This is a genomic window from Paenibacillus durus ATCC 35681, assembly GCF_000993825.1.
GTDB classification, from domain to species: Bacteria; Bacillota; Bacilli; order Paenibacillales; family Paenibacillaceae; genus Paenibacillus_AQ; species Paenibacillus_AQ durus_B.
In genome coordinates this window covers 138,242-163,183 of record NZ_CP011114.1, presented here as the reverse complement: position 1 = coordinate 163,183, position 24,942 = coordinate 138,242, and the positions used below count along the sequence as shown (strand labels likewise).

At 42.6% G+C, this 24,942-nt stretch carries 32 protein-coding genes and 1 pseudogene; 13 read left to right on the top strand and 20 right to left on the bottom strand.

All coding sequences use genetic code 11. From position 1 onward, the window contains the following. Positions 1-78 precede the first annotated feature (78 nt). Both VK70_RS00750 and VK70_RS00745 read right to left on the bottom strand, forming a co-directional pair. Complete coding sequence (locus VK70_RS00750) at positions 79-855, bottom strand: AraC family transcriptional regulator (RefSeq protein WP_025694399.1); 777 nt, start codon at positions 853-855, stop codon at positions 79-81. 24 nt (positions 856-879) lie between these two features. Next, complete coding sequence (locus VK70_RS00745) at positions 880-1,455, bottom strand: LysE family translocator (RefSeq protein WP_025694400.1); 576 nt, start codon at positions 1,453-1,455, stop codon at positions 880-882. A 281-nt stretch (positions 1,456-1,736) separates the two neighbouring features. On the opposite strand from VK70_RS00745, the gene VK70_RS00740 reads away from it, so the two are divergent. Together VK70_RS00740 and VK70_RS29415 are read left to right on the top strand one after the other, a co-directional pair. Then, positions 1,737-2,486: a class I SAM-dependent methyltransferase gene (locus VK70_RS00740; protein ID WP_025694401.1), complete on the top strand. Its 750-nt coding sequence runs from the start codon at positions 1,737-1,739 to the stop codon at positions 2,484-2,486. 145 nt (positions 2,487-2,631) lie between these two features. Further along, the gene (locus VK70_RS29415) at positions 2,632-2,868 is read left to right on the top strand and encodes a transposase (protein ID WP_081754741.1); all 237 of its coding nucleotides are present in this window, start codon (positions 2,632-2,634) and stop codon (positions 2,866-2,868) included. A 229-nt stretch (positions 2,869-3,097) separates the two neighbouring features. Here VK70_RS29415 and VK70_RS00735 read toward each other — a convergent pair whose 3' ends face one another. The 7 genes from VK70_RS00735 to VK70_RS00700 form a co-directional block, all read right to left on the bottom strand. Continuing rightward, a complete protein-coding gene (locus VK70_RS00735) occupies positions 3,098-3,634 on the bottom strand; it encodes a PadR family transcriptional regulator (RefSeq protein ID WP_025694402.1) in 537 nt (178 codons plus the stop codon). Between the two features lie 51 nt (positions 3,635-3,685). Beyond that, the gene (locus VK70_RS00730) at positions 3,686-4,096 is read right to left on the bottom strand and encodes a hypothetical protein (RefSeq protein ID WP_025694403.1); all 411 of its coding nucleotides are present in this window, start codon (positions 4,094-4,096) and stop codon (positions 3,686-3,688) included. Next, positions 4,093-5,556, bottom strand: a complete 1,464-nt coding sequence (locus VK70_RS00725; RefSeq protein WP_233277749.1) for a DHA2 family efflux MFS transporter permease subunit — start codon at positions 5,554-5,556, stop codon at positions 4,093-4,095. The genes VK70_RS00730 and VK70_RS00725 overlap by 4 nt, the downstream gene beginning before the upstream one ends. A gap of 273 nt (positions 5,557-5,829) precedes the next feature. Continuing rightward, a complete protein-coding gene (locus VK70_RS00720) occupies positions 5,830-6,282 on the bottom strand; it encodes a hypothetical protein (RefSeq protein WP_025694405.1) in 453 nt (150 codons plus the stop codon). Further along, entirely contained in the window at positions 6,279-7,049 is a 771-nt protein-coding gene (locus VK70_RS00715) for a hypothetical protein (protein ID WP_025694406.1), read from the bottom strand. Before VK70_RS00715 ends, VK70_RS00720 begins: the two co-directional genes overlap by 4 nt. 334 nt (positions 7,050-7,383) lie before the next feature. Next, complete coding sequence (locus VK70_RS00705; RefSeq protein ID WP_025694407.1) at positions 7,384-8,622, bottom strand: Shedu anti-phage system protein SduA domain-containing protein; 1,239 nt, start codon at positions 8,620-8,622, stop codon at positions 7,384-7,386. Between the two features lie 16 nt (positions 8,623-8,638). Continuing rightward, positions 8,639-9,340 (bottom strand): hypothetical protein, encoded by a 702-nt coding sequence (locus VK70_RS00700; protein WP_025694408.1) that lies wholly within the window; start codon positions 9,338-9,340, stop codon positions 8,639-8,641. A 693-nt stretch (positions 9,341-10,033) separates the two neighbouring features. Between VK70_RS00700 and VK70_RS29410 the strand changes: the two genes are divergently transcribed. Next, the gene (locus tag VK70_RS29410; protein WP_376717980.1) at positions 10,034-10,114 is read left to right on the top strand and encodes a putative holin-like toxin; all 81 of its coding nucleotides are present in this window, start codon (positions 10,034-10,036) and stop codon (positions 10,112-10,114) included. 491 nt (positions 10,115-10,605) lie between these two features. Here the strand turns inward: VK70_RS29410 and VK70_RS00695 are convergent, their stop codons facing one another. Both VK70_RS00695 and VK70_RS00690 read right to left on the bottom strand, forming a co-directional pair. Then, complete coding sequence (locus VK70_RS00695; protein WP_036638835.1) at positions 10,606-11,004, bottom strand: YkvA family protein; 399 nt, start codon at positions 11,002-11,004, stop codon at positions 10,606-10,608. A 15-nt stretch (positions 11,005-11,019) separates the two neighbouring features. After that, positions 11,020-11,583, bottom strand: a complete 564-nt coding sequence (locus VK70_RS00690) for a Chromate resistance protein ChrB (RefSeq protein ID WP_025694410.1) — start codon at positions 11,581-11,583, stop codon at positions 11,020-11,022. A 110-nt stretch (positions 11,584-11,693) separates the two neighbouring features. On the opposite strand from VK70_RS00690, the gene VK70_RS27640 reads away from it, so the two are divergent. After that, positions 11,694-11,948, top strand: coding sequence for a hypothetical protein (locus tag VK70_RS27640; RefSeq protein ID WP_155986870.1), 255 nt, complete (start codon positions 11,694-11,696; stop codon positions 11,946-11,948). A 66-nt stretch (positions 11,949-12,014) separates the two neighbouring features. Here the strand turns inward: VK70_RS27640 and VK70_RS26895 are convergent. From VK70_RS26895 to VK70_RS26890, 5 genes and pseudogenes are all read right to left on the bottom strand, one after another. Then, positions 12,015-12,161, bottom strand: a pseudogene (locus VK70_RS26895) (PEP/pyruvate-binding domain-containing protein); the annotation flags it as partial. 115 nt (positions 12,162-12,276) lie between these two features. After that, positions 12,277-12,903: a type 1 glutamine amidotransferase family protein gene (locus VK70_RS00680; RefSeq protein ID WP_025694412.1), complete on the bottom strand. Its 627-nt coding sequence runs from the start codon at positions 12,901-12,903 to the stop codon at positions 12,277-12,279. A 113-nt stretch (positions 12,904-13,016) separates the two neighbouring features. Beyond that, positions 13,017-13,979 (bottom strand): helix-turn-helix transcriptional regulator, encoded by a 963-nt coding sequence (locus VK70_RS00675; protein ID WP_025694413.1) that lies wholly within the window; start codon positions 13,977-13,979, stop codon positions 13,017-13,019. A 61-nt stretch (positions 13,980-14,040) separates the two neighbouring features. Then, entirely contained in the window at positions 14,041-14,256 is a 216-nt protein-coding gene (locus VK70_RS00670) for a hypothetical protein (protein ID WP_025694414.1), read from the bottom strand. Continuing rightward, a complete protein-coding gene (locus VK70_RS26890) occupies positions 14,249-14,416 on the bottom strand; it encodes a transposase (protein WP_081754742.1) in 168 nt (55 codons plus the stop codon). Before VK70_RS26890 ends, VK70_RS00670 begins: the two co-directional genes overlap by 8 nt. A gap of 102 nt (positions 14,417-14,518) precedes the next feature. Between VK70_RS26890 and VK70_RS29405 the strand changes: the two genes are divergently transcribed. Next, positions 14,519-14,665 carry a hypothetical protein gene (locus VK70_RS29405; RefSeq protein ID WP_411431689.1) on the top strand — a complete coding sequence of 49 codons (147 nt, stop codon included), beginning with the start codon at positions 14,519-14,521 and terminating at the stop codon, positions 14,663-14,665. Here VK70_RS29405 and bioB read toward each other — a convergent pair. After that, entirely contained in the window at positions 14,658-15,617 is a 960-nt protein-coding gene (bioB, locus tag VK70_RS00660) for a biotin synthase BioB (RefSeq protein ID WP_025694415.1), read from the bottom strand. The two genes, VK70_RS29405 and bioB, sit on opposite strands and share 8 nt — an antisense overlap. 199 nt (positions 15,618-15,816) lie before the next feature. Here bioB and VK70_RS26195 point away from each other — a divergent pair, with 199 nt between their 5' ends. Continuing rightward, positions 15,817-16,146 (top strand): hypothetical protein, encoded by a 330-nt coding sequence (locus VK70_RS26195; RefSeq protein ID WP_025694416.1) that lies wholly within the window; start codon positions 15,817-15,819, stop codon positions 16,144-16,146. 90 nt (positions 16,147-16,236) lie between these two features. On the opposite strand, the gene VK70_RS26190 is transcribed toward VK70_RS26195, so the two are convergent. Further along, complete coding sequence (locus VK70_RS26190) at positions 16,237-16,662, bottom strand: amidase family protein (RefSeq protein WP_324607995.1); 426 nt, start codon at positions 16,660-16,662, stop codon at positions 16,237-16,239. 30 nt (positions 16,663-16,692) lie between these two features. Then, a complete protein-coding gene (locus VK70_RS00650; protein WP_025694418.1) occupies positions 16,693-17,358 on the bottom strand; it encodes a helix-turn-helix transcriptional regulator in 666 nt (221 codons plus the stop codon). Positions 17,359-17,523: 165 nt separating this feature from the next. Between VK70_RS00650 and VK70_RS00645 the strand changes: the two genes are divergently transcribed. The 5 genes from VK70_RS00645 to VK70_RS00625 all read left to right on the top strand — a co-directional run bounded on the left by VK70_RS00645 (position 17,524) and on the right by VK70_RS00625 (position 22,183). After that, positions 17,524-18,138: an FMN-dependent NADH-azoreductase gene (locus tag VK70_RS00645; RefSeq protein ID WP_025694419.1), complete on the top strand. Its 615-nt coding sequence runs from the start codon at positions 17,524-17,526 to the stop codon at positions 18,136-18,138. A gap of 36 nt (positions 18,139-18,174) precedes the next feature. Then, complete coding sequence (locus tag VK70_RS00640) at positions 18,175-19,713, top strand: DHA2 family efflux MFS transporter permease subunit (RefSeq protein ID WP_051504985.1); 1,539 nt, start codon at positions 18,175-18,177, stop codon at positions 19,711-19,713. Positions 19,714-19,870: 157 nt separating this feature from the next. Continuing rightward, positions 19,871-20,215, top strand: coding sequence for a helix-turn-helix domain-containing protein (locus VK70_RS29400; RefSeq protein WP_025695928.1), 345 nt, complete (start codon positions 19,871-19,873; stop codon positions 20,213-20,215). Further along, a complete protein-coding gene (locus VK70_RS00630; protein ID WP_036640882.1) occupies positions 20,209-21,048 on the top strand; it encodes an IS3 family transposase in 840 nt (279 codons plus the stop codon). Before VK70_RS29400 ends, VK70_RS00630 begins: the two co-directional genes overlap by 7 nt. Before the next feature lie 100 nt (positions 21,049-21,148). Continuing rightward, positions 21,149-22,183: an NADH:flavin oxidoreductase gene (locus VK70_RS00625; RefSeq protein ID WP_025699191.1), complete on the top strand. Its 1,035-nt coding sequence runs from the start codon at positions 21,149-21,151 to the stop codon at positions 22,181-22,183. A 373-nt stretch (positions 22,184-22,556) separates the two neighbouring features. Here the strand turns inward: VK70_RS00625 and VK70_RS00620 are convergent, their stop codons facing one another. Beyond that, positions 22,557-23,321: a sugar phosphate isomerase/epimerase family protein gene (locus tag VK70_RS00620; protein ID WP_025699192.1), complete on the bottom strand. Its 765-nt coding sequence runs from the start codon at positions 23,319-23,321 to the stop codon at positions 22,557-22,559. Between the two features lie 1,028 nt (positions 23,322-24,349). Between VK70_RS00620 and VK70_RS00615 the strand changes: the two genes are divergently transcribed. Next, complete coding sequence (locus tag VK70_RS00615; protein WP_025699194.1) at positions 24,350-24,625, top strand: hypothetical protein; 276 nt, start codon at positions 24,350-24,352, stop codon at positions 24,623-24,625. Further along, positions 24,625-24,900, top strand: a complete 276-nt coding sequence (locus VK70_RS00610) for a type II toxin-antitoxin system RelE/ParE family toxin (protein ID WP_025699195.1) — start codon at positions 24,625-24,627, stop codon at positions 24,898-24,900. Before VK70_RS00615 ends, VK70_RS00610 begins: the two co-directional genes overlap by 1 nt. Positions 24,901-24,942 lie beyond the last annotated feature (42 nt).

Below are 24,942 nucleotides of genomic sequence, written 5' to 3'. Positions count from 1 at the left end.
ACCACTCAATCGTACTGCCAATTAGACTGGCCAAAAGGACTTTCGTTGTCTGTTTCATTGGACCGCCGATTTCACTCCTCAATTTAGATGTGACCTGTATTCGAATGCTGTTGTTCCATATACACCTTTAAAGTGTTTATTTAAATGGGTTAAATCAACAAAACCACATTCAGCTACTGCTGAATAAATATCTCCGTTTTTTTCTATTAGCTGCTTTGCACGTTCGATCTTGCAGTTAAGAAAGTATTGGTATGGTGAAATTCCAGTATGAGCCTTGAATAATCGGATAAACTGAAATTTCGATAGATCAAGCTCTTTACTTATCTCCTCAAGTTTAAGCACATTTTCCAAGTTGGAATGAAGCATATCCTTTGCCTTTCTAATTAGAGCGTTATCCTTCTTATATTCTGTAGAAAGATTGGTTTGAATAAGGCTATCTGTCAGGGATAAGAGTAACTCGCTGCACAAAGCCTCATCTTTTTCGCTTAATATTGCCTTAGCAAGACTTAATATTCTTTGTTCCAGTCTACAATCATACACAATGGGGGTTGAAAAACGCACCCTATCTTTCTTCTCAATCACCTCTAAAAGCAATTGCGGCTCAATATATAGCATTACGTAATCAAGACCTGCCTCATCATGTGCCATTCCGTCATGTGCCTGTTCCGGATTAAACAGCATAACACCATTTTGATAGGATAATTGCAAACTGCCATCCAAGTTATATTCTTGAATACCACGCAATGTTACACCTACTGCATACTCCTTGTGAGAGTGCTTTTTATACGTAAAATCAGTAATGCTTGCTGACAACGCAGTAATACCTGCCGATTTTTTATAGATAAATTTGTCCACTTCATTCACCTCTTAATAGCTTACCTATATCCATATCATTACTGCAGCATAAGCTAAAAATAAAGCCATCATTACATTAACAGCCCTTGTATGCTTTTGTAAAAACGCCTTGAAGATTGTACCGAAAAGAACCCATGTAATAAAGGCTAAAAATCCAATAAGAGTTATAGCTATAACACTTATTGTTACCGCAGGCATGGCGGTATAGTAGGGAAGAATAAAGCTAGGGATTACAGTCATTGTAAATAGTACCACCTTGGGATTTAAAAACTGCATAAGGAAGCCTGACATAAAGGTACCCGTTTGGTTTACAGTTGGTTTTGATGTATCCATGTTGTAAATTTGATAAGCGAGATAGAACATATAAAAGCTTCCGATGATCTGCATAACAATTAAAATTTTAGGCATTACCGTTATAAGCATAGTATTCAACATAGCGGAAATAACAAGCAATAGACCAAAAGCAATAGTTGCTCCATACGTATATTCCATTGCCTTTTTTGTCCCAAAATTATGCACTGTGGATAATATGACGATATTAGTAGGCCCTGGTGTTATAGTGATAATAATACAGTATAATAAAAAAGATGTGATATTCATGAGGAAAACTCCTTTCAAGGTATTCTCACATGACTATACATCTTAAAATTAAATGGCTTATAGTATATTATTGCAGGATCTGACCAAGGACGAGTGAGAATCCAAAATGAACTTACCACGAAGAGGCAACCCAGTTGTCCGCAAGAAAATTAGAGATTCGATTCCTCATAGGCAAAAAAAGACACGGATAGAATCCATGCCTCAGGCCGCCGATATTCTATTTGCTGATGGCTCGGATAATGCGCAAGTACGGAAAATTTATATTGAGGGAGGGCGCCGGCATGAACAAGAATGCAGTTTATAAAACAAACAGCTTCTATTGGGATACAAAAGGAAATGACTTTTTAGAAGCAATCGTGCTTCCTTTTTATGGAGCATTTGTCTCAGAAGAAAAATGCCAACTTTTTGGTGATGTCTCAGGAAAAAAGATGCTGGAGATAGGCTGTGGAAACGGTCAATCCTTGCAGTATCAAGGGGACCGCAAAGCATCTGAACTATGGGGTATGGATATATCAGAAAAACAAATCGAAAAGGCAACGCAACATTTAACGTCGTGCGGTCTTTCAGCAAAATTGATCTGTTCTCCCATGGAAGAAGAATGTGGCATACCAGAGGATTATTTTGACTTTGTTTATTCGATTTATGCCATAGGCTGGACCACCGACCTTGAGGGTACTTTTTGCCGGATCGCTTCTTATCTAAAAAAAGACGGCGTATTTATTTTCAGTTGGTCTCATCCTATACACAAATGTGTTGTTGCAGAAAATAATATGTTTGCTTTTAACAAGTGTTATTTCGATGAATCTTGGTATTCGGTATCTCTTGATTTAGCCGGAGAAGGTGTGCTAACATTATCGGACCGTAAACTATCAACCTATGTGAATGCGTTGGCAAAAGCGGGATTTGTTATTGAACAAATGATTGAGGAAACCGACAATGAAATAATGCAATTGTGGGATGAAAACAGTGATTTCGTAAAAAGAGCGAAGATGTTTCCTGTAACTTTTGTAATCAAGGCAAGAAAACTATAAGAGTACGTGAAGGCTATAGAGAGTACAAGAGTAACCCTGATAAACGTAAGGATTGTCCATACCTGAGTCATTGCACAGAAAGCAAAAACCATATAAAGCTTGTTGTTCGCCATGTTTGGGATGAATACATTGAAAAAGCTGAGATATACGACATACAACAGGTAGCAAAGAGCTTTATGCTCTCCGTAGTCAAACCATTGAACGGGTTTTTGCGGATGCCAAAGAGTTTCATAGTATGCGTTATGCAAAACACAGAGGTTTAGCCAGAGTAAAGATGGAACTAAACTTCTTATTTGCGTATATGAATTTAAAGAAACTGGTAAATAGGTTGTGGAAGAACGGGCTAACATTCGCTTTTGCAACTATTTTCATTAATTTTTGAGATTTAAGGGAAAATATGTATAAAGCTCAAATGGCTTCTTGATTTGAGTGAATTAAGAAGCCATAAGTCGACAATCTGAGACATGGATAGAATCCATGCCTTTGAAAAAGCTCATCCGGGGCATAGTTCTTAATCCTGCTCCCGCCATTTTAGCAGCACTGAGCACTCCACATGGGTCGGGTAAGCATCGTCAACATGATGATAAGCAAGTTAGTCCTTCAAAAATGATTCATAACGTCGCAATATACTCGGTTTCTTTTAATGCCCATTGAATTTCGGACTCCATAACCGCCCTTCGATGACCAAACATTCTTAGAATATCCGGTTTCTTTTGTTCTGGAATTTCCGGTTTTGCAGCAACCTGCGCTGCTAATTCCGTGATATATTTCAAATTATATTGCAGATACTCTAAATATTGTCCCATAGTTGCCAATCGAACCTCTTTGGATACATAACCGAAGAAAGTCATTTTAAAATGAAGCTGCAGATCAATATCAGTGTTGTATTCAAGCGGCGCGTCCATAAGCTCGTGGAAGCGATGCCGTCCCATTTCTGTTAATTCATAGATTTTACGCGGTCTGCCACCTTCTTGCGGTTCGTCGCGCTGATTGATCAACCCATTCTCCACTAATCTGGAAATTAGGGGATAGAGCGTTCCATTGCTGATTTGTCGGATGGGGCCGACCGTGTTTTTTAACATGAACTGAATTTCATATCCGTGCTTAGGGCTTATCGATAATTCCCCCAGAACAAACAATTCGTACAAGTTATCGCCTCCATAGTGAAATCGTCCTCTATACAACAATATATCAAATTCCTACCGTTCTACTAATCGGTCTGCCGAATGGATACTTTTGGATTGTAAAAGCGGTCTGTAAACGTCAATATAATCGGCCAGAAGAACGATATGGAGAATCCCAATCACCGCGGCAGGAACGATTCCCTCAAAGTTCAAGAAGGCATGAAACAAAACCATATTCACGGTAATAGGAAAGAAAACAACTAATGCAAATGGAACATAACGGTTGGACAACAAGGATGCACCGACGACTATCTTTAGCACACTGACAATAAACATAACATATTTCGTATCCAGCAAAGCTTCCATAAACGTATTTGCCGGCTCTGGATAGTGCATAGGAGGCATTAACCCTGATAGGTCGGCAATCCCTATGCCTAATAGCAGAATGCCAAGCCCTATTCTTATCACGGACATGACTGTTCTCATTCAACTTTCACTCCTTCTGATTTTCCAGGTTTTATCGATACTGGCGGTTTGCGTAGAGTCAGGGCAAGGAACACGCACAACAAGGCGATAATCGCAGCAAGCAGGAACGTATCGTCAAAGCCCAAAGCTGCTGCCTGCAGGGGGTCTGTCAGACTGGTTCCATAACCCTCAATGCGCGAAGTTAAATAACCCATTAATCCAGTTATGCCAAAAGAAATAACGATCTGCTGCGATGATGTTGTGATCGGAGTCACGCGGCCAACGGGATGATGCGATGCGGAACTCAGAATATGGGTATTGAGCGGCATCATAACCAGCCCCGTGCCCAGTCCCAGTAAGATTAAACTAACAATGATCAAACTTTGGCTAGTTACCGTTGTCATGTTCGATAAAATAAACAACGCCGCAGCAACTAAGCCTAACCCAACGAGCGCTAACGGCCGTACGCCAATTTTATCAAACAAACGGCCGCCAATCGGATTCGCAGCGCCGGAAGAAAGAGCCTGGGCTAGCAGCAATACACCTGATTCCAACGGAGTCATGCCTCTTACATCTTGCAGATACAGGGGAATAAGCAGCATGGAACCAAAGAGCGTAATCTGTAGAATCCATAACAAGAGAATGCTTCGATTGAATAAAGCTGATTTGAACACACGCATTTCCAAAAGCGGTTGAGGGTGTCGCAGTTCCATGATTATAAATAGCAGCAAAATGACAACACCTGTTAGCAAGGCCAGGATCGTGTTAGGGGATGACCAGCTTTGCCCTCCTTCGCTTAGGCCATAGGTAAGCAAGACGAATGCTGCAGGGGCGAGAATCATTCCATAAACGTCGAGTCGATGAGCAGGTTGACGCTCATGATTAGGCAAATATCTCAGCCCCATTAAGATGGCAATGATGCCCACCGGCACGTTGATCAGGAATATCCAATGCCAACTGGCTTCTTCCAACAACCACCCGGAAAGGATCGGACCCAGTGCGGGAGCGATTAGCATGGGGATGCCCAGTACTCCGAGAACGGTTCCTCTGCGTTCAGGCGGAGCCAATGTAAACACCATCGCGATTCCAATTGGAGCGATCATCCCCCCGCCCAAACCTTGTATGATGCGAAACGCGATAAGCTGTTCAATTGTCTGCGCCATCGAACAAAGCGCGGAGCTTAAAGTGAACAAGATGATGGTTAAAAGGAAAATCCTTTTCGCCCCGAACCTGTCCGTCAACCAGCCCGCAAGAGGGATAACCGCAGCAATCGCTAATGCATAGCCGGTGATGACCCATTGAAAAGAGATGAGGTTTGTTCCAAATATTTCAACCAGTTGAGGAACCGCGACATTGACCACTGTCCCGTCCAAGATGACCATGACCGTTCCAGATATAATGGCCAACAAGGGTGCTATAATTGCCTTCAAGGAAAAAGCTTGGTTCTCCTGATGCCTTGCAGATGGTTCAGATATATCCACTTCCTTCACCTCCTCATTATAAGTCGTTGTGACATGTCTCTACGACTTGTATTATATGTCGTAACGACTTAATTATCAAGAATTAAAAATGACGAAATTTAAAAAAAGTCCTTGGATTGGGTCATGACCACAATCCAAGGACTTTTTTAATGCTGTTGCCATATGAAAAGCAATATACGGTTTAGGCATTCCGATTATTTGTCAATAGAGTGCAACAACGCCACACTCTTCACATGTACGGTGTTTTAGAAGTGAGCCGAAACTGGATTATACTTAACTATTCAAGATACTTTTTACTGCGTTGATTAGCCCTATTATGATTGCCTTTGGAAGAAAAAACAAACCTTCTACCCAATCCCCAATGATAGTTGAATCAATAAACTTGATAGACTGATCAATGACGCAATCGTGAACTAGACCACACCGAATAATGTGATAAATTATATCCTCCATGCCTACATAACCATTTTCATCAGTCCTCAAGTTTTTGACATCAACATTAACCTTTATCCTAATTGAGCTTGCAGATATTCCTGGAAACCCATTATTGCATATTATTTCAAAATGACTAGAAATAAATTTTTTGTATCTTTCGCCCACCTTTAAATCCGGGTATTGTCTCTGGGCAGAAGCATCAATTGCAACGCATACTAAGCAGAATGCTTCTTCATAGAAATTGTTATCGTACAAGTGCTCCGCGGCTTCTAAGAAAGAATAAATACTCATGATGTCTCCTCACATTTATTTAGTCTTGCTATCTCCGGTGCAATCGAAACATCAATTTTATCGGATTTAATGAACTCCAAAAAATCAATAACAACCTTCCCAATACTACTTTTAAGTTCTTCGATTTGCTTTCTCAATGGCATGTCTGAGATTAAGTACTCCGAGAACACCACCAGTACAATTTCAATGAGTTCGCATACATGTACACAGAGATACTGATCAATATAATATGCATTCAAGTTAATAACTAATGGTCTCGTGTTCAACTCCATCGTACACCTTTTCTCACCGAGAGATTCAAGATACACATTCCAATGTGCTTGATTAGGAGTGCAATGACTATAGTTATTAAGAGCGTGTCGGATTTCTCTTCGATAATCACCAAGAGGAACTCCATCAGGCAGAGTTAAGTTTGCAGTTTCAGTCCACATTTTTGCAGCATCACTACTCTTTAAATTTCCCTCAGTCCATTTTCTAGCAGCATTAGCGTCTAATGCGACTGCAGCCAAACAATCGGTAGCATCCTCAATTGGACGAAATATCGTAATCGCTACGGAATGATAACCACGACAATTAATTAAACCAGCACTATCACACAATCCCAGAAGATGCGTCAATAAAAGTGTAACTGCCGATTTAGATTGATCAGTGTTGGCATTCGGCATTGGCTTTTTATCAGCCATACTTCGAAGACATTTTAAAGCCTGCTGCACGGGACTTTTTTCTCCAATCAAATCTTGAAAAGGTATTTGCAAGTAATTACTCATTGTACCCCCTGCACCCCCACTTGAAACCAACTTACATCAGCCCTCTGCTTAAAGCCCAATCTAAAGCAAAAAAACGGCATCTCTGGCGTTTGTGTGTGGTGTTGGTAGAGAATAGGGACCTCGAACCCCTGACCTCATCGCTTCCAGCGATGCGCTCTCCCAGCTGAGCTAATTCCCAATCCCATAAAATGATGCTGGTAATCAATTCTTTGGGGCAGTGTAACCGACCATGCCGTGCTACCGCCATTACCTATTTTACTACCCATAAATTATTGTCAATGCTCGTATAAAAAAGAAAAAAAGCTTCCGCCACTAGTCCCTATGTATTTCTAATTCAATACAATTGACTTACAACACCATCAATCAAATCATCATAAGTTCTGATTGCAAAATCCCTGAATTCGTTTTCTATTTCCCTCCAATTATCATTGTCGAACATCCATCTTCGCCCAACTACAAGCCATCTCTTTGGATATAATACTTTAATGCCGTATTTATTAAAAACATGTTCCCTATTCCGTGGGTCATCAAAATACTTGGCATAAACTCTGGTTTGAGATATATACGAATTAATTTCAGCACTAAAAGTTTCACGATTTTCTGTTCCTACTACAGTTGAATTCTTTAAATACGGCATTTTAAACTCTACAATATCTGAATATCCATTTGGATTTGTAATAAAGAAATCTGGGCGAATAGCTTTATTTTTCGATTCTGCCCAATGACACTCCAGTTCTGAATGAACTTCTTTAGCAAAGAAAGCCATCTTCAGTATAAACTGATTTTCAGGTTCCGCCAAAAATGATGTGATCTCTAATTCCGATAAATATGCGGCACTAAACAACTCAACAAATCTGTTCAATCTAACTAACCTATCATATTGGAGGTCGGGAGGAATTGGAAACTCGGATTCGACATCTCGCAATGCCTGATTCTTAAAATCACGAAAAAAAGATATCTTAGACTTGCTCATACCTATGTCATGTGGCACTACTTCATATGGGAATATCTCCATCCATTTGATATGTCTTGTAATCAGGCCGTGCGAATTTGTTCCATAGAAAAAACAGTTTATTAGTCTATAGTGCTCTTTTTCCGTCAAATCAATCCCAGCTATATTATAACTTAACATCATTGACTGCGCTGCATAGTTCCAACCATTTTCGTACAGAATGTCATCTGCCGAATTTGTTGGAATATATAAGTCTTGGTTTGTACCTTCAGGAAGTGGTATTCTGATAGAACTTCCATCAAAATTAAAACCCAAGATCGCCTCAAAAAAATCCTCTGAAGTTCGAGAATAGTCAAATAATCTAATACTTAATTCATCGTTATCAACATCAAAATTTTCTTGATAAGTTGCACCAATATACTCAATTGCCCAATGCTTCTTCCCAATATAAATTACTAGTTTTTCAGGGTTCAGAAGTAGATGAGGGAATGTCTTCTTTAGATACGGCTCTTTCCGTAGTATTTCACGCATCTTGTCCCAGTATCCAGTAGACATCTTTTCTATAATTGCATCTACCAGTTGTTTTAGATATTTCTCAATATTTTGACTAATTTCACTCATAGCTAAGTACCTCCTTTCAATGTTTCTCGTTCATTTCCTGAACAGGGTAGAGGAGGGGCAGTACATCGTTAGTGAAAGACCAAAGTTGTTTCCACTGTTTAAAGCAAAAATGTTCAGCTGTAAAATCATTCAGTTTAGGTTGGCTAATTAGCCCATTTTCATGTTCAAAGCCTCTAAAAGCATTAAACGTACCATCATGAATAATTTTATCGCGGAGTTCCTTGGTTTCTTTAAACCATCCGAGGTTACGATGGTAAATCGTCAATATGTTCTTCTTTGAGCCTTTATTTGAACTTTCTAAGTGCCTTAAAAGAGCACCGTGTGTCATTTCTTTGGCGTTTAAATAACAACTTACTAACTTAGCTATCACATCCAAACATGATCTGATCTTACTAACAAATGATTCGAGTTCGCATCTCAATGGAATATCAATCATAACCACTGAAGCATTACCTCTGATTGGTTCCAACGGGATTTGTTCCAGATAGAGAAGTCTTAACCTAAATAAGAACTGCCGCTGATGGTAGCGAATTGCATTCAATTGATCTTTTAAGTTGGTTAAATATGGGGATAGTTTTGCCATCTGATTTTCAGTAATTTTTGATTTCCAAGCTCTTATGACTAATTCCTCTATTATTTCATTAAAAGGCTGAAACTCTTGATTAGGATTAACCATATGCACGGATAACTTTATGTTTGAAGGAATTACTCGATCCATATAATCGACTACTGTTGACTCGATATTTAGGTTTCTATAAGGATAATCTCTAGCCGATAAGGGAGGTATATCAGGTAAACAACAAAACTTCAATAAATAGCCACTATCGCACGGACATAGAGAATCTGGGTTAAGGATTGTCATCACCTTCTTTATATTCAAACTAAAACTCAATATACAAATTTCGATGTTATTTTCATATATACCTTCTTTGGATACAAATAGGCTTCCGCCGCGAGTGAGCAGAAGCCTTCAAGATAGCATCAATTACTGATTGTACATTTTTTTATGGTAATTGTAGCACCTATCTATTTCCTAATAAGCAACACACAGCACCCCACATGCCTAGTACATCAATCAAATAATCTGAAGCGAACCTGCCACATCTCATTTTCGAACCATCAATATTAGACACTCCACGTGACTCGTCTGCGGGTAGCCGCATTATTGGGCCTTCTGTTATAGTGCCAATAAACCGCGTAGAATAAGGCTTTTTGGAGTGTTCGTGTTGTGGCTTGCCGCGCTATCATAATTGTTATGACGATTTTTTGCACCAAATTCGCACCAACGGTCGTGTCGTATACTTGTACCACTATATTCCTTAAATATCCTTCTCATGTTATAATCGCAGGAGCAATGGAAGGGCTGATATGGGCGGTCTCGGCTAACCTCTCGGAAGGGAGGTGATGCCCCGTGGAAGTATACCAAGCTTTGACGCTGATGATCTCATTTGCGACACTGGTTGTGTTGATACTCACCAATAAACGGAAATAGACCGCCCCAGGCTAAGGAAGCGGTCTATTCTGCTACTCCGATTGTCTACAGCCGAACCGCCCTTAAAAGCGGCTATTGCTCGGGGAGTCGTGTTGGCGCACGGCTCTCTTTGCATTGTACGCTGTTTCTAAGTTGAGTATACCACAGAGGGTAGCAATTGTTAACTCCAGTTAACGCGATTAACGCGGTTAGCTGGGGCTAGAGTTTGCCTTTTTAGGTTGAATTGGTTTTATTCTGACATAGAAAGCGGGAGGACGAGGTGTCCTCTGTAATGGTGTTTACTCTGAAATTATCTTAGTTTCTAGGTTGGGAAACCCTACACATAGCCAATACGGGTCAACTTCGTCCCGATAGTAAAGGCTGTTTCATTCGGCACTGGGTGGGGTCTAAGTTACACTCTGTAAGCCCTTAAACGAACTTCTAAGAGCCATAGAATAAGCCACCTATACAAAGGCGGCTCAATCCTCTTCAAATACAATGAAAATCAAATCTTATGTGAAGAACTTATAACACATGCTCCCAATCCAAATAGCTAACAAAATCCAAACTAAAATAACTATTGCTCCAGTCACCCAATTTTTCGGCTTTCCGTTCTTTCGAATTTCCTCCGCCCTTACCTTACAGTCTTCAATAACCGACGTTGGAATCATTTTAAGTGCAAGCGTTATCCCGAGCGGAACAATAATTAAATCATCAAGATAACCCAAAACTGGAATGAAATCAGGAATTAAATCAATTGGACTAAATGCATAGGCAACAACTAATATCGTAAATAGCCTAGCATACCACGGAACTTTTGGGTCTTTATAAGCTAGGTATAACACAAAAATATTTCGTTTTATTTCTCTTGCCTTACTCTTTACTCTTTCCAATGCCTTCGCTTCTCCCATGATAAAGCCCCCGATTTAATCTTTTGTAATCTCCCCTTCAACTTTACCTTCAGTCGAATAAACGGTTTCGACAAATTCACTAAACATTTGTTTACATTGGTCAAGCAGTTCTTTTGCTTGTGCAGAATTTGAACAAAGGAAAAAATCCCTTTTTGTTATTTTTTTATGCCATCTTATCAGCTTACCAAGTTCTGCTTCATTTTCTTCAACTTCATGAAAGGTAAATTTCCCCTTTTTTGTTTCGGTCTCAATTTCAATAAGGAAATTTTTACAGCCTTCTAAAAGTTCTTCATACTCCGCTAATCGATGCTTATTGAAAAGCATAACTAGTTCTTCTTCTGTATGCGTAGCGAATTTGTTTACTTCAAGCAAAAGGGCTTCTCCTTCATTTGATTCGATAAGTCTTTTTATTGATTGTATTTTCTTTTTTACTTCCTCAGTATCCGGGGCAACACAAACGGATTGTTGAATATAAACAACGCCAAGTGCTTTCAATGTTCGCCAAACTCGCACTCGGATAGTCGAAGGCTCTGATGGTACTTTATAAGATAAAACAAGCCAAGAATGACCCTTATTCAAAATGATAGCCCCCTTGCTCCCAATAATTTCAGGTTAACACTCAAGATATAAAAATGCAACGATTGTTGCATTTTTATCTTCTGTATTTAACTTAGGTAATTCGCGTAGTAATGATGCGGAATGCTCTTCTTTTGTGCGTACAAAGGCAATTCACAAAAATTTTGGGACTCATCACTCTCTATTCTATTCAACGTGTAACCATCGAGCAGTTCACCCGTATTCAGCCGGAGCAACAAGCCCTTGCCAAACATAAGGCAGAACTGGAATCCGTTCTCGAAACACAAAAAGACACGGAAGAGCAATTCCGTGCCTGGCATGACCAACAACTCCTTTCTTGCTGTTGTTTTTTATTGGAAATTAACTGATTAACGATTTTTGTTGACAAAAACCACCTTAGGCCAGATTTCGTTTGATTAGGATTTCTACATACTTTTAAAGGCTTCAGTAGAAATACAAAAGCCATCTGGTACGCGTATTCCTTCAATCTTGGAAAGTTCCCCCAGATTCGCGCCTTTATCCCCAACAATCATGAGTTTTGTTTTGTCAATGTCCTGAAAACCAAGCACATAGGAACTCATATGCTTACCTCCTTTGGCAATTCCTTCTTTGAGACGCTAACCCAATGCAAGGAAAGGTAGAAAACCCTTCCTTTTGTTATTCTAGCAGCAATTATCAATTTTATGCCTTAGACCTTCATTGGATTGAATTCATCAGCTCATAGAAATATTTAGATTCATGAGTCTTATGAAGACGATACCAGGCATCTAATGTTTTTGAAGAAAACACACCTAGAGCCCTCAAGACGTGTACAGAAAATTCCAACGGAGCTATTCCAGATGCAGTGATCAGTTTTCCTTCAGTTACAGCAGACTCCATTTTGTAATACTTTTCGCCCGTGTAAGTGGGACAGATCATTTTAAGGTATTCCAGATCATTGCTTGTATGCCAACGTGAATTCAGCAATCCTGTCTGGGCAAGTCCCACTGTAGCACCACAAATCGCTGCAACCAATATACCTTCCTTTAAACACCTCTCAACAATTTTTAAGATGGGTTGGTGAATTGTTTCTGTCCATGTATCTCCACCGGGTAAAATCAATGCATCTGTACTTTTAATGCTGCACTCATCCAGTTTGATGTCAGGCAGTATTTTCAATCCGCCCATTGTAGTTACAGGAGTCTTTTCAATTCCCACAGTAACTATTTTTGATGGGGCCAGCCCCTTTTTATAATATCTTCCCGAGTTCAGTTCGGCAGTTAAGTAGCCTATTTCCCAGTCTGCCATTGTGTCAAACACATAAAGATATACCGTATTATTCATTTGCATGTTCTCCTTATTTTACAATTCATCAAGTGATGCCTACCATCCATCGGTAATCAATGATTATCATTATAATAAAATAGCTTCACTGACATCTGCTGTCAGTGAAGCTATTAAAGTTGATAATATTCCATTAACTCCGACGCAACAGCAACAAGTTTTTCCTTCAAACTCTGTGGTTCGATTACTTGAATGGATTTCCCGTAGGATAGGAGAAAATAAGGGACATAGGTATGAATTGATTTTTCCTCAAGTAAAAAGATTGCTTGATTTGATATCCGCTCTTTCAGATGATGCCCCAAAAACCAATGCAGGCATAAGTCATCCAATGCCTCGGACCTGCCTCCGATAATTAAAGAAACTAACCCGTCTTTGCCCACTAAATCAGGTAACAGATTTTGCATAAAAAATTCACGGGCCGAAAAAGCTTCGGAACGCTTAAATATTATTTGAGTACGCTTGATTTGTAGAATCCGGTCTGCCCGAAAGCTGCGGATCTCATTCCTTAGGTGGCAAAATGCAACAGTATACCATTTATTGTTCCAGTAAACCATTCCATAGGGGTCTATCACCCTATTTTTGGGTTGTTCTTCATGGCTTGTGCGATAATCAATTTCTACAGAGAATTCGTTTGCTACTGCCTGCTCCAATTCCGCCAATACCGGCTGAATAGAAGGGCCTCCCATGCGGTTTATAACTTCAAACCCGGCTAAATGACGGCTAAGTATACTTTCCTGCTCCTGATTCGAATACATTTTCAATTTTGATGTCGCATTGCCTAATGCCTCGCTCAAAGGGTATCCGGCTTCTTTTGCAAAAACAGCAGCATGAAGGAGTGCCTTTTTTTCTTCAATATCAAATAGCAGAGGTGCTCTGATAAAATTATTCAGCAAGCTATACCCGCCATTATGACCTGAGTCGGATATTATAGGCACTCCACTGGCACATAGTGCATCAATATACCGATAAACTGTCCTTATATTTATTTCTAACTTTTCGGATATTTGTTTTGCAGTCATTTTTACGCCCGAATTCAGCATCCATAGAATTGCCAGCATATTATCGTTTTTTGGCATAACATGAACCCTCAACTTTTATTAAACCTGAATATTTTATAAATATCTTTTTCCCTTAAAATCACCTTACATTCTTCTGTATTCTTTCAAACCAAACAGTATCCCATAGAATCATCGCATTATCCAAAAACCAAGTTGACCAAAGAACTGGACTCTTTTCTACCACTCTATGGCAATTCTCATGCACTATTAGTCTATTAATCAATTTTTTAACCGTAACAAATAATTGATCAATATCTTCATCAAAAATCTCTGAAAAGTCCCACCATTTACTCATACTTGGGTGTCCGCCGAAAAAATTTAACCCAGCTCCGGACCATGCTGTGGTCAATCCCCAAGCGCTCCGCAACAGACTTATATCCCAATCCTTCCTTGAGATATAAATCCACGGCCTTCTTTTTAAAGGCCACGTCATATGTTTTCCACTTTTCACCCATAGAATCCCCCCATAGTAGCAGAGTATATGGCTTGCTTTTTTCTGTCTACTATAGGCGGATCATATCACTTTAACCGGGTGCTTTTTTATATGCTATAGAAACATGAAAAGTCCCGATAAATTGACAATTCCACTATTCGATCAGGACAACTGCCCACCCATCATTCCTGCCGCCACAGATATCGACTATCATGTCAAAGCGCCCCCACAGCCATTATATTTTGGTTGCTGCGGGAGTACCATTATGTAGCTTCTATGCAGTATTGAAATCCTGCGTCAGTTATGACTCTAATGGTATCTTCGATACCTTGACCGTCGGCAGTCAAATACCCGGAGGCAAAAATAGAGTCAACCGCATAAAACATCCATTTTTCCTTTCCCTTTAGATACACCTCTCTCCCAGCGGCACAACGTATGTCCGATTTAGGAGTCAGGAGCCGGGCAAGACACAATACTTTCAGACAATATTCAGGGGTCAAATGAGATGTATCCGCACTGGCCAAGCTCGTTCCTTCAATGGGGATCAGAAAGTTAATGGGTACGGCCTGTGGATTTATGGCTTGGATTTCAAACAGCATGTTCACAATATCGGTTTTATCTTCTCCAAGACCTATAATGCCGCCACAGCAAATTTCAAACCCTATGCTCTGTAACATTTTAATATTTGCTATTCTTTCTTCATAAGTATGCGTGGTACAGATATTCGGGTAAAAATCTCTGCTTGTGTTCAGGTTATGGTTAATTCGGTCAACTCCCGCTTCTTTAAGTTTTTGGGCCTGTTCAAGCGTTAAAAGCCCGATAGAGCAGCATATCGGCGTTTGCGCTGCTTTTTTTAGTTCTCTGATATTTTTCGCAAACTCATTTATCTCATGGTCAGAGAACCGCATGCCACTCAGCCCTATACAATGCCTCGCAAGATTTTTTTCCTGAACAACATAACCATCCTGCAACAATTTATCGGAGGATATAAAATTGTATCGATCAATATCCGCTGTGGAATGATAGGATTGGGCACAATAAGCACAGTTTTGTGAACAATTCCCACTACGGGCGTTGGTAAGAAGCTGAATATTGACTACGTTGCCTTTATATTTCTTCCTAATGGCGTATACGGTATCAAGCAATTCCGGCAGGTTCTCGTCAGGTAAATCAAGGATAGTTAGGGCTTCCTGCCGGGACAGGTTCCTAAAATCAAATGTCATCTTCAATACCCCTCCGCAAATTCCAATATCCATATGGATGCCAATGCCAGGATGGCTACTCACTGTTAAGCGTAACCACCACAATTTCCGGCCGATTAAATATTCGCAGGGGAATTATATTGTTTCCCAGTCCCCGACTAACAATTTCCGTCGTGTCTCCTTCTGTATAGCTTCCGCTCGTATAGGCGGAAAATAAACCTTGATCCGGAGCCACCACCCCCCTACAAAAGGGAGTCTGAATTGCCCCCATGCGCGCGTGACCGGTAAAAACCAAATCGACACCGGCCCGAGCATGGGCATGGATCAATTCCGGTCGATGAGCAAGCAGGATATGAAGGGGGGAGGTGTCGTCCATCAAGCGGTCAAGCTCCTCTTATACCCGAGATTCTTTGTTGGATTCCATGTAGTCGTAAGCCGCGAAATTCGGGTCGGCCAGTCCCAGCAGCGTAATGGCGGTTTCTCCCTAGACAAGATTCACTTTGTCATTATCCAGTACCGTTGCCCCGGCTTCTATCAGTTGCTGCTTTAGTTCATCATAGACTCCCGAACCCACTTCATGGTTGCCGGACACATAATAGACCGGAGCAATTTTTGTGGCCCCGCCACGAAATGCAAAGCCTTATCCAGATCCGTACACCTGCCGTCGATTAATTCTCCCGTGACAACAATGAGGTTTGGATGGGTCGCCTGTAATTTCTTCGTTCTTGGGCAGCGAAAACATCGTGATCCCAAACGGAAGTCGTTCATCCGCTTCGCCGGCAGGAATAGCTATAGCGCTTAAATCCAGCAAATTGCAATGATTGGTGTATAAGCCCATTTGGCTGTTTGTTCCGATAGGATCCGCCATTACCTGTTCCCTTGTCCACGTACCTCCCGCCGTAGGCATAACGAGAACAGCGTTACGAAGCAGCTGCTCTGTCTGCCGCCGGATTTCAGCCAATCGGTGTTGCGAGCGGAAAAGCGCCGCAGCCGTAAACCCCTGGTTTTCCCCCGTGCGTAGAATCTTTTCAGTAACGGGTAATACTGCTCCGGGATTTCCTTCCACGAACGGCACTGGAACTTCGATCCATCCCCATTAACCAATGACCGCTTGCTTCCGCTCCGTTATCCGATAAGTACAACGACCCTCGCCGGACAAGAGATATTCGACCCGTTCAATCACAACATTGTCGCCCAGCACGGATTGAAAAAGTTCAATTTCGTTGCGGCAAAACCCCCTGCAAGCATCGGCAGCCTCCAAGATAGGGCAATGCTTCTGTATCAATAAAAAACTTTCATCGTCCTGTTCCTGAACTTCGGCAAAATACCCCTCATTCATACGGAGCATGGACAGCCTCTGAAGCTTATCTTGCAATTCAGTCTCATCCGATATGGACATATGATAATGCTGCTTCTGTGTTTGATGCAGGTCGTCTAGTATTTTTTCTACCCCGTCCTCCCCGAACGATGCTCGGATCCCGTGGAGCAAGCTGACCGACAGCTGCAAATATCCATTAGGAAACCAGGCATTCGCCCCTGAAGTCAGTTTCCACATCTTAGCCGGCCTGCCCATAGGGCGGGCTTCTTCTTCGAATTCAACGACCTGTTGATTCTGCAGTTCATATAAATGCTGACGCACCGCCATTCCCGTCAAGGACAGCTTGGAAGCTAATGATACGGCATCCATGGGTCCATGCTGCTTCAGTAACGTAACTATCTTTTTTCTGGTTGACGTAATGGATTCCTGATCTTTCTTGCTCATCAGCCACCACCTCCAATAACGTGCATATTGCGGCAATCCAGTACAAGAAACATTGTAAAGAAAAATATTGACAAAGTCAAAACCAATGGATATATTTACTTTGTAAAATAAATACTTTATAAAGTTAAACTATCTTAAATTGACTTATGAATGGAGGAATTCAAAATGGCCACCACCTTGTTTATCAAAGCGAACAACCGCTCTGCGGAACACTCGGTCAGCGTGAGAATGTACGATGCGTTTTTGAAAAGCTACACGGAAACCCATTCGGACGATTTGATTGTGCAAGTTAACTTGTATCAAGAGCAGCTGCCTTATTTGGGTGACAGTATGATCGTGGGAAACTACAAATCCGCTAATGGCATCGCGCTAACCCCGGAAGAACAAGCCACGCATACGATTGTTAACCAACATCTGGAGCAATTTCTGTACGCCGATAAAATCGTCATCGCTTTCCCCCTCTGGAACTTGACGGTTCCCGCGATATTGCATTCGTATCTGGACTATCTGCATCAGCCGCGCAAAACCTTTCAGTACACGGCCGAAGGACTAGTTGGACTATTGCCCGATAAGAAGGTCGCTTTATTAAACGCCAGAGGGGGTGTCTATGCAGATGGAGAGGAAATGGCCGTAAACTTCGTCAAAAAGCATTTGCGGGTGTTCGGCATTCATAACGTGACAACGATTGTGATTGAGGGGCATAATCAATATCCTGATCGCAGCCGAGAGATTATCGCGGAAGGGCTTCAGAATGTGGAGCAAGCAGCAAAAATATTCTAACGTCAGCTAGAGGCTGACCCTTGAAAGGTGATAACCGTGAGCAAGCAAAAGAAAGGCATCATTCTCATATCCATCTTACTGGGCTTTATACTGTCCTCCCTAGACAACACCATCATTTCCGCGAGCATGGGTAATATCATAGCAGACATCGGCGGCCTGGATAAAATCACTTGGATGTTCACAACCTACGCTCTTGCCGGGACCAGTACGATGCTTATTTTCGGCAAGCTCTCCGATATGTTCGGTCGCAAAACCTTTTATTTAATCGGAATCGGTCTATTCCTGCTCGGTTCCGCTCTTTGCGGAACGGCCGGCAGCATCGAACAACTCATCGTGTATCGGGTCATTCAGGGCATCGGTTCCGGCGCCATTTTCCCGATCTCGCTCTCGCTGATATACACCTTGTTTAACGACCCGAAAGACGCAGCGAAAATGTCCGGTTTGTTCGGTGCGGTATTAGGATTGTCCTCAATCGGGGGACCGCTGCTCGGTGCATGGGTCTCGGAGTCGCTTAACTGGCGTTGGTGTTTCTACATCAACCTTCCGATCGGTATCGTTTCGTTCGTCTCGCTCCTCTGCACGCTTCGGGAATCCCGTTCCGAGGCCAAACCGAAGATCGACATCCTAGGGGCGCTGCTCATTGTTATCATGACGGTCTCTGCCATGTTTGCGTTGGAGTTAGGCGGCAAAGACTACGCTTGGTCTTCTTGGCTTATCATCGGATTGTTCGCGATATCAGCATTGGCGATGATTGCCTTCTATTTTGTAGAGCAACGGGCATCAGAACCGATCGTGCCGCTCCAGCTTTTCAAGAACCGAATGGTGACCGGCACAAACATTGTCGTTTTTTGTCAGGGCGCCTTACTTTTCTCTGCGATGACCTACTTACCCCTGTATGCCATGTATGTGTTCGACGGGTTCAGCGTGAAGCTGTTACTGACCCCGCTGATGTTATCCATGATTTGCGGCTCCGTGTTAATCGGATATTTGCAGGCTCACTTCCGGGTTCGTACCGTGATGTTCGTCAATATGGTGCTTGGAATCGGAATCTCCATCCTGCTCATGAATCTCTCGCTTGAGGTACCTCATTGGCAAATCATCGCTCTTGCCGTTGTGCTCGGCCTGGGTGTTCTTGGACCCCTTAATAATATCACTCAGAATGCCGTCGCCTACAGCGTGGATAAACGATATATAGGGGTTTCCGCTTCGCTCGTCGGCTTCAGCAGAAGCATCGGCGGCGTGATGGGCGTCTCGGTCATGGCCGTCATCGTCAATCTGCAGATGAAGTCATCGGTCACAACGGCTATTGGTAAATTCCAGCTTCTTCCGAATCCAGATCCGAATCGCGATCCGTTGAATCCCGAAACCGTATTCCGTTTCAAGGATTATTTTGAACCGCAGTTGGTTTCCTTCTATAAACTCGCGATGGGCAACGCGATCAACCAGGGATTTGCTCTTGCGCTTTGCGTAACGATTATCGGTGCGATCGCCGCGCTGACGGTTGGAGCGTCGAAGCTGCATAAGCGTTCCGATGCTGCGTCTGCTGACACCGTCACCCAATCCGTGTCTCATTAATCCAAAAACTACCAGCAGGAGGAATACGCGCATGAATAATCATTCAAAAAAAGTTATTCCCGACGTTCATCCAACTGATATTATCCCCTTCAGGTAGACACTCAAAAAAGTCCTCATGGTATCATGAGGATAGAGTGAACTTGGAGGGGATATTTGTATGGCCAAAAAGGGACAGAAATTTCAAACCTATGGAGAAGAGTTTAAGACGGCGGCGGTTCAGGCCTATTTGGAGGGGACGGGCAGTTACACGACGGTTTCAGCCCGACTGGGAATCCGGAGTAAGACCCAACTTCAGGAGTGGGTGAAGAAGTACAAAACGGGGGAAGCGTATGACACCCGCAAGGGATTAACCAACCCTCTTAAAGGGCGGCAACGCACGAAATTTGCTAGCGTCGAGGAAGAACGGGATTATCTGAAAGCGCAGGTAGATTATCTAAAAAAGCGGTACCCAAATCTGGTCAGGGAGGTCGCCCCCGTCCGCAGGACAACTACCAAATCGTAGAGGAGTTACGCGACCGGCACGGCGTGACACGTCTGTTAGCCATTGCCGGAATCCCTAGAGCCAGCTACTACAAGTGGCGAGCAAGCGGGTCAAAGCGTAAAGAAACTCATTCGCGGGATCATGAAATCAAAGAGCATATGCTAGCGATTCACTTGATTCATCCCTACTTCGGATATCCCCGGATGAAAACCGCTTTACGGGAGGCGGGTTATCTCGTCAATCACAAGAAAGTATGGCGACTAATGAAGGAGTTGTCGATTCCCTCGGTGATCCGGAAGAAACGAAAGTACTCGAGCTACACGCCTTCTGTGGTCTACCCGAACCGGCTGAGGCGTCAGTTTCATGCGGCAGGGCCACAGCAGAAGCTGGTGACTGACATTACGTATATCTCAGACGGTGCGCGCTTTTATTACTTGTCCGCCATTCAGGACCTGTTTAACAATGAGATTGTGGCTTGGCAGATCTCAGAGCGAAATGACGTCAAGCTCGTCCTGGATACGGTCGAACAATGGACACGAAAAAGAGACGTGTCCGGGGCCGTGCTCCACTCGGATCAGGGCTTCCAGTACACGTCTGCGGCGTACAACACGCGACTCGAGGAATTCGGCGTCAAGGGCAGCCACTCTCGCAAAGCAACCTGCCTGGATAACGCCTGCATCGAATCCTTCTTTTCGCATCTCAAGACGGAGAAGTTGTACCTCCACCAGTGTAAGTCAGAAACCGAGATACATCAAGCAGTGGAGGAGTATATCTATTTTTACAATTACCAGCGATTTCAGGCCAAACTCAAACAGCGCGCACCGATTGAGTACCGGCACGCGCTGGCTGCTTAGCCTTTTTTCATTGTCTACTTGACAGGGGTATGACCAAACCGTTCAGCCTTTATTTGCTCCGTTCACGCTGGGCAAGTTGCGTCTTCCTAATCGTATCGTAATGGCACCCATGACGAGGGCATTCTCGCCTAACGGTATCCCTGGATCTGATGTCGCTCAGTATTACCGGCGCCGAGCCGAGAACGGCGTCGGTCTGATCATTACGGAAGGCACCGTTATCAATCATCCGGCTGCGGCGGACAATCCAAACGTCCCCCATTTCTACGGACCTGCTTTGGAAGGCTGGTCCGCCGTCGCGGAGCAAGTGCATGCAGCAGGAGGCCTCATCCTCCCCCAACTGTGGCATGTTGGCATGACAAAGCAAGTCGGGCGTCCGCCAAATCCGGAATCACCCCCAGTCGGTCCATCCGGACTCGATCTGTCAGGCAATCCGGTAACCGTATCCTTGAGCGAATCGGAAATTCATTCCATTATAGAGGCTTACGCCCAAGCTGCTGCCGATGCGAAGAGACTCGGGTTCGACGGTGTAGAACTCCACGGCGCACACGGCTACTTGATCGATCAATTTTTCTGGCACCAGACCAACCGGAGGTCTGACCGCTACGGTGGCGATGACTGGGCCGGACGGACCCGCTTTGCCGCAGAGGTGATTGCCTCCGTTAGAAAGGCCGTTGGTCCCGATTTTCCCATCGTGCTACGCATTTCCCAATGGAAGACATCATTTTACGGAGCTAAGCTCGCGGATACGCCGGAACAATTAGCTTCGTTCCTAGAACCGCTTACAGCCGCAGGTATTGATGCCTATCACTGCTCGACCCGGCGATTCTGGGAACCGGAATTTAAGGGTTCGGACCTGAATTTAGCAGGCTGGGTCAGATCAATAACCGGAAAACCGACAATCACAGTTGGATCGGTGGGCTTGAGCGAAGAATTCATGAGTTCATTGGCATCGGGGAAAGTAACGCCAATCGTCGGCTTTGAAGGGTTGATCGATAAGCTCGTACGCAACGAATTCGATCTGGTGGCAGTAGGGCGCTCATTGCTAGTCGACCCGGAATGGGTCATGAAAGTTCGGAGCGGACGGCTGAACGAACTGCAGCCGTTTACCGCCGATGCGTTGAGGACCTTGATTTAACGGGGACATTCAAGGCATGCCGAGGTTTTGCACGCTCGCTCTAATATAAAAAAATGGTTGTGAAAAAGAAGCTCTCATCCCCACTCATATAGTGGTTTAGGAGCTTCTTTACCCATTTTGTGGGACTGACTCACTTTCCAATCCCCTTATTGGACAGCAATTGACATGCGGAAATAGTTATAGTTGCAGCTGTTGTACACTCATCGTCTAGCGAGTTTAGGCGTCCCTATTGATATTTTTGATGTAATGACACTACGCATGCCTTGAGTGTACAAAAATGATGCCGATTAAACCTGGAGAGGCCTTGGCGGAAAATCTATCGTTTTTAGATCAGATTCTTTATTGTATTAGTTTCATACCCTCATACAACTAGCTAGTGTTTTAATGCTTCCAGCCTTTTTGCTCGTTCAAACGCTTTATGTAAAAAATCTTTAGCTGATAAATCCTCATAATCCCAATTCATGGCCTCTATTGCAGTCGCTCCTGAATAATCCGTTTCCGCAATTTTTTTCATGGTTGTTGACCAATCAATCGTGCCGTCAAAGGGTAACCCGTGTTGGGCATAACTTCCGTTATTATCATGTAAATGTAGTGCCATCAACCGGGAACCGTACATGGATAATAAATCATTGCCCGGATAGTAGCGGTAGTGATGTCCGCAGTCATAACAGAATCCGATACGCAGGGAATCCACTTGCTCCAGCATATATGCCAGATTGGAAAGGTTCCATAAATTCTCCAGTGCAACATTAACACCAAGTTGTTCAGCTTTTTCAGTGATTCTCTTGATTCTATCCAGTCCCAATGTGTTATATGGATTGTTTTCGTTGGGCAAGTGCACCACCATTGTCGGAATCTCAAATTCGGCGCAATCTGCAACACATTGCAAATAGCAGTCGGTTAAGGCTTCACCGTCCAGATTGTCAAGCCAGAGGTTGTTTTCGTTTTGGATTGGCGTGTGGATATTTTCTATAAAAAGACCCGCTTCTCGCGCAAGTTGTGGCCCGTTGCGGTAATCGTTCCGACCAAAGTCTTCACTCCACCATAATAAAACGCTATCAAATCCAGCTTCTTTTATTAACTGATAACGTTCCTTTATCGGCAATTCATAGCCAAACCAGTCATAAATAGTGATCATAAGCCGCTTCCTTTCTTGTTTTTTCCGTCATAGCTTTTATATAATTCATAGACTTCGCCATTATACTTGATATACCCTGCCCAAATCCAAAAAACATCCATGCTATACATTCGCGAACCAATAAATTCACAATTTTCGGGTTCTCGCTTCAGCGTCAACAGTCCGGAAGTGGCTTAATTACAGATCTATTTTACATTAAGATGTGGCTGTTATTCACCTAAAATAAACAAGATCCACCAAGCGTAATGCAAGGTAGATCTTGTTTATCCATTACTCAGCGTTGCTCTCGAAATCCCCATCTCGAATCATCTCTAACACTCCATCCTTATCAAAACACGTCACCCCTTCCATCATTTTCAGTAGAAAAACTTCCATCACCAAGTTACCATAAAATGTAACCCGCTGTATGGTTAAAAATCATTTTATGCAATTTTTCCAATGGTTACATAAATCCATCCATTAATAAATGTATCTTTTACAGATTCTCGAACCCCTCTTCTTATTCTTTACTTCTCACTATCAATGCACAGCATTCAACATGCCTTGAGTGTACAAAAATGATGACCCTAAGGCCTAGCCGCCCCTTGGCGGAAAGATATATTTACCCCGGATCTTTAAGAAATATGATTGTTTTTTAGTAATTTACTTTATGAAAAATAGAGACGCGGTTTCTCTGAAGAGAACACCGCGCCCTTTTGCCAGTACACTTATGAATTATAATATTCCCCCGGTTTATATACCGCAAATGTACAAATATTTCATTTCATCCTTTTGTATATCAGGAGCACGTCCTTTAAACCAATCTTTTTGGAGATCTTCTTCCGATAAAACATCATACTTAACTCCAATTACATTAGGAAAAGATGCAGGGTACGTTACTACATATTTATTACTACAAGCTTAACTCATAAACAAGGAGAAGAATAATACCCAATAGCTACTGTAGCGCCTTAGACAGACAGTACCCTTTATTTCATATGTGGGGTATAATTATAAATATGGACCCTGAGCTAGGAGGTTAGAACAACATGCATTTCAAACTCAAAGATCGACATGGGAATATAATTAGCCCTTTTATCAATGCTGATCATAAACAGGTAATCAGACTCAACGATACAGAATATGAAATTATTGAACCCTCGGAAAACGCAGATGAGAGCAGTTTAATGTCCTCCCTCATTGCCGATTTCGATGCGGACCCAGATATTCGGAAAATGATAAAAGAATCTGAGCTGGCGATTGAGAAGGGCCACGTTTTTTCAACCAAACAAGTAATCGAAATGATCAAAAACAGGGAATTGTAATGAAGGTTGAATGGACGGCTCCTGCACTGAAGCGTCTAGCTCAAATCAAGAGCAAGTACTTCTCAGATGAGGAAACGGCCGAATATCGTATAAGATTGGTGCAGCGGATTGAAGAAAAAATACTGCTCACAGGAACTGTTTTCAGATCGCGCTATTTTAAAAATACCTTTCTTGTTCATGTCGATCGATTCATTGTTTCATTCCGACCTTCTAAGGACGGTACAGCATATACGATTACAGCGCTCAAACACGCGCGGCAAAATAAAAAAGCGTAAATGGATAAAAAAGTTACCATCCCCATTTCGTCCCCAACTCTC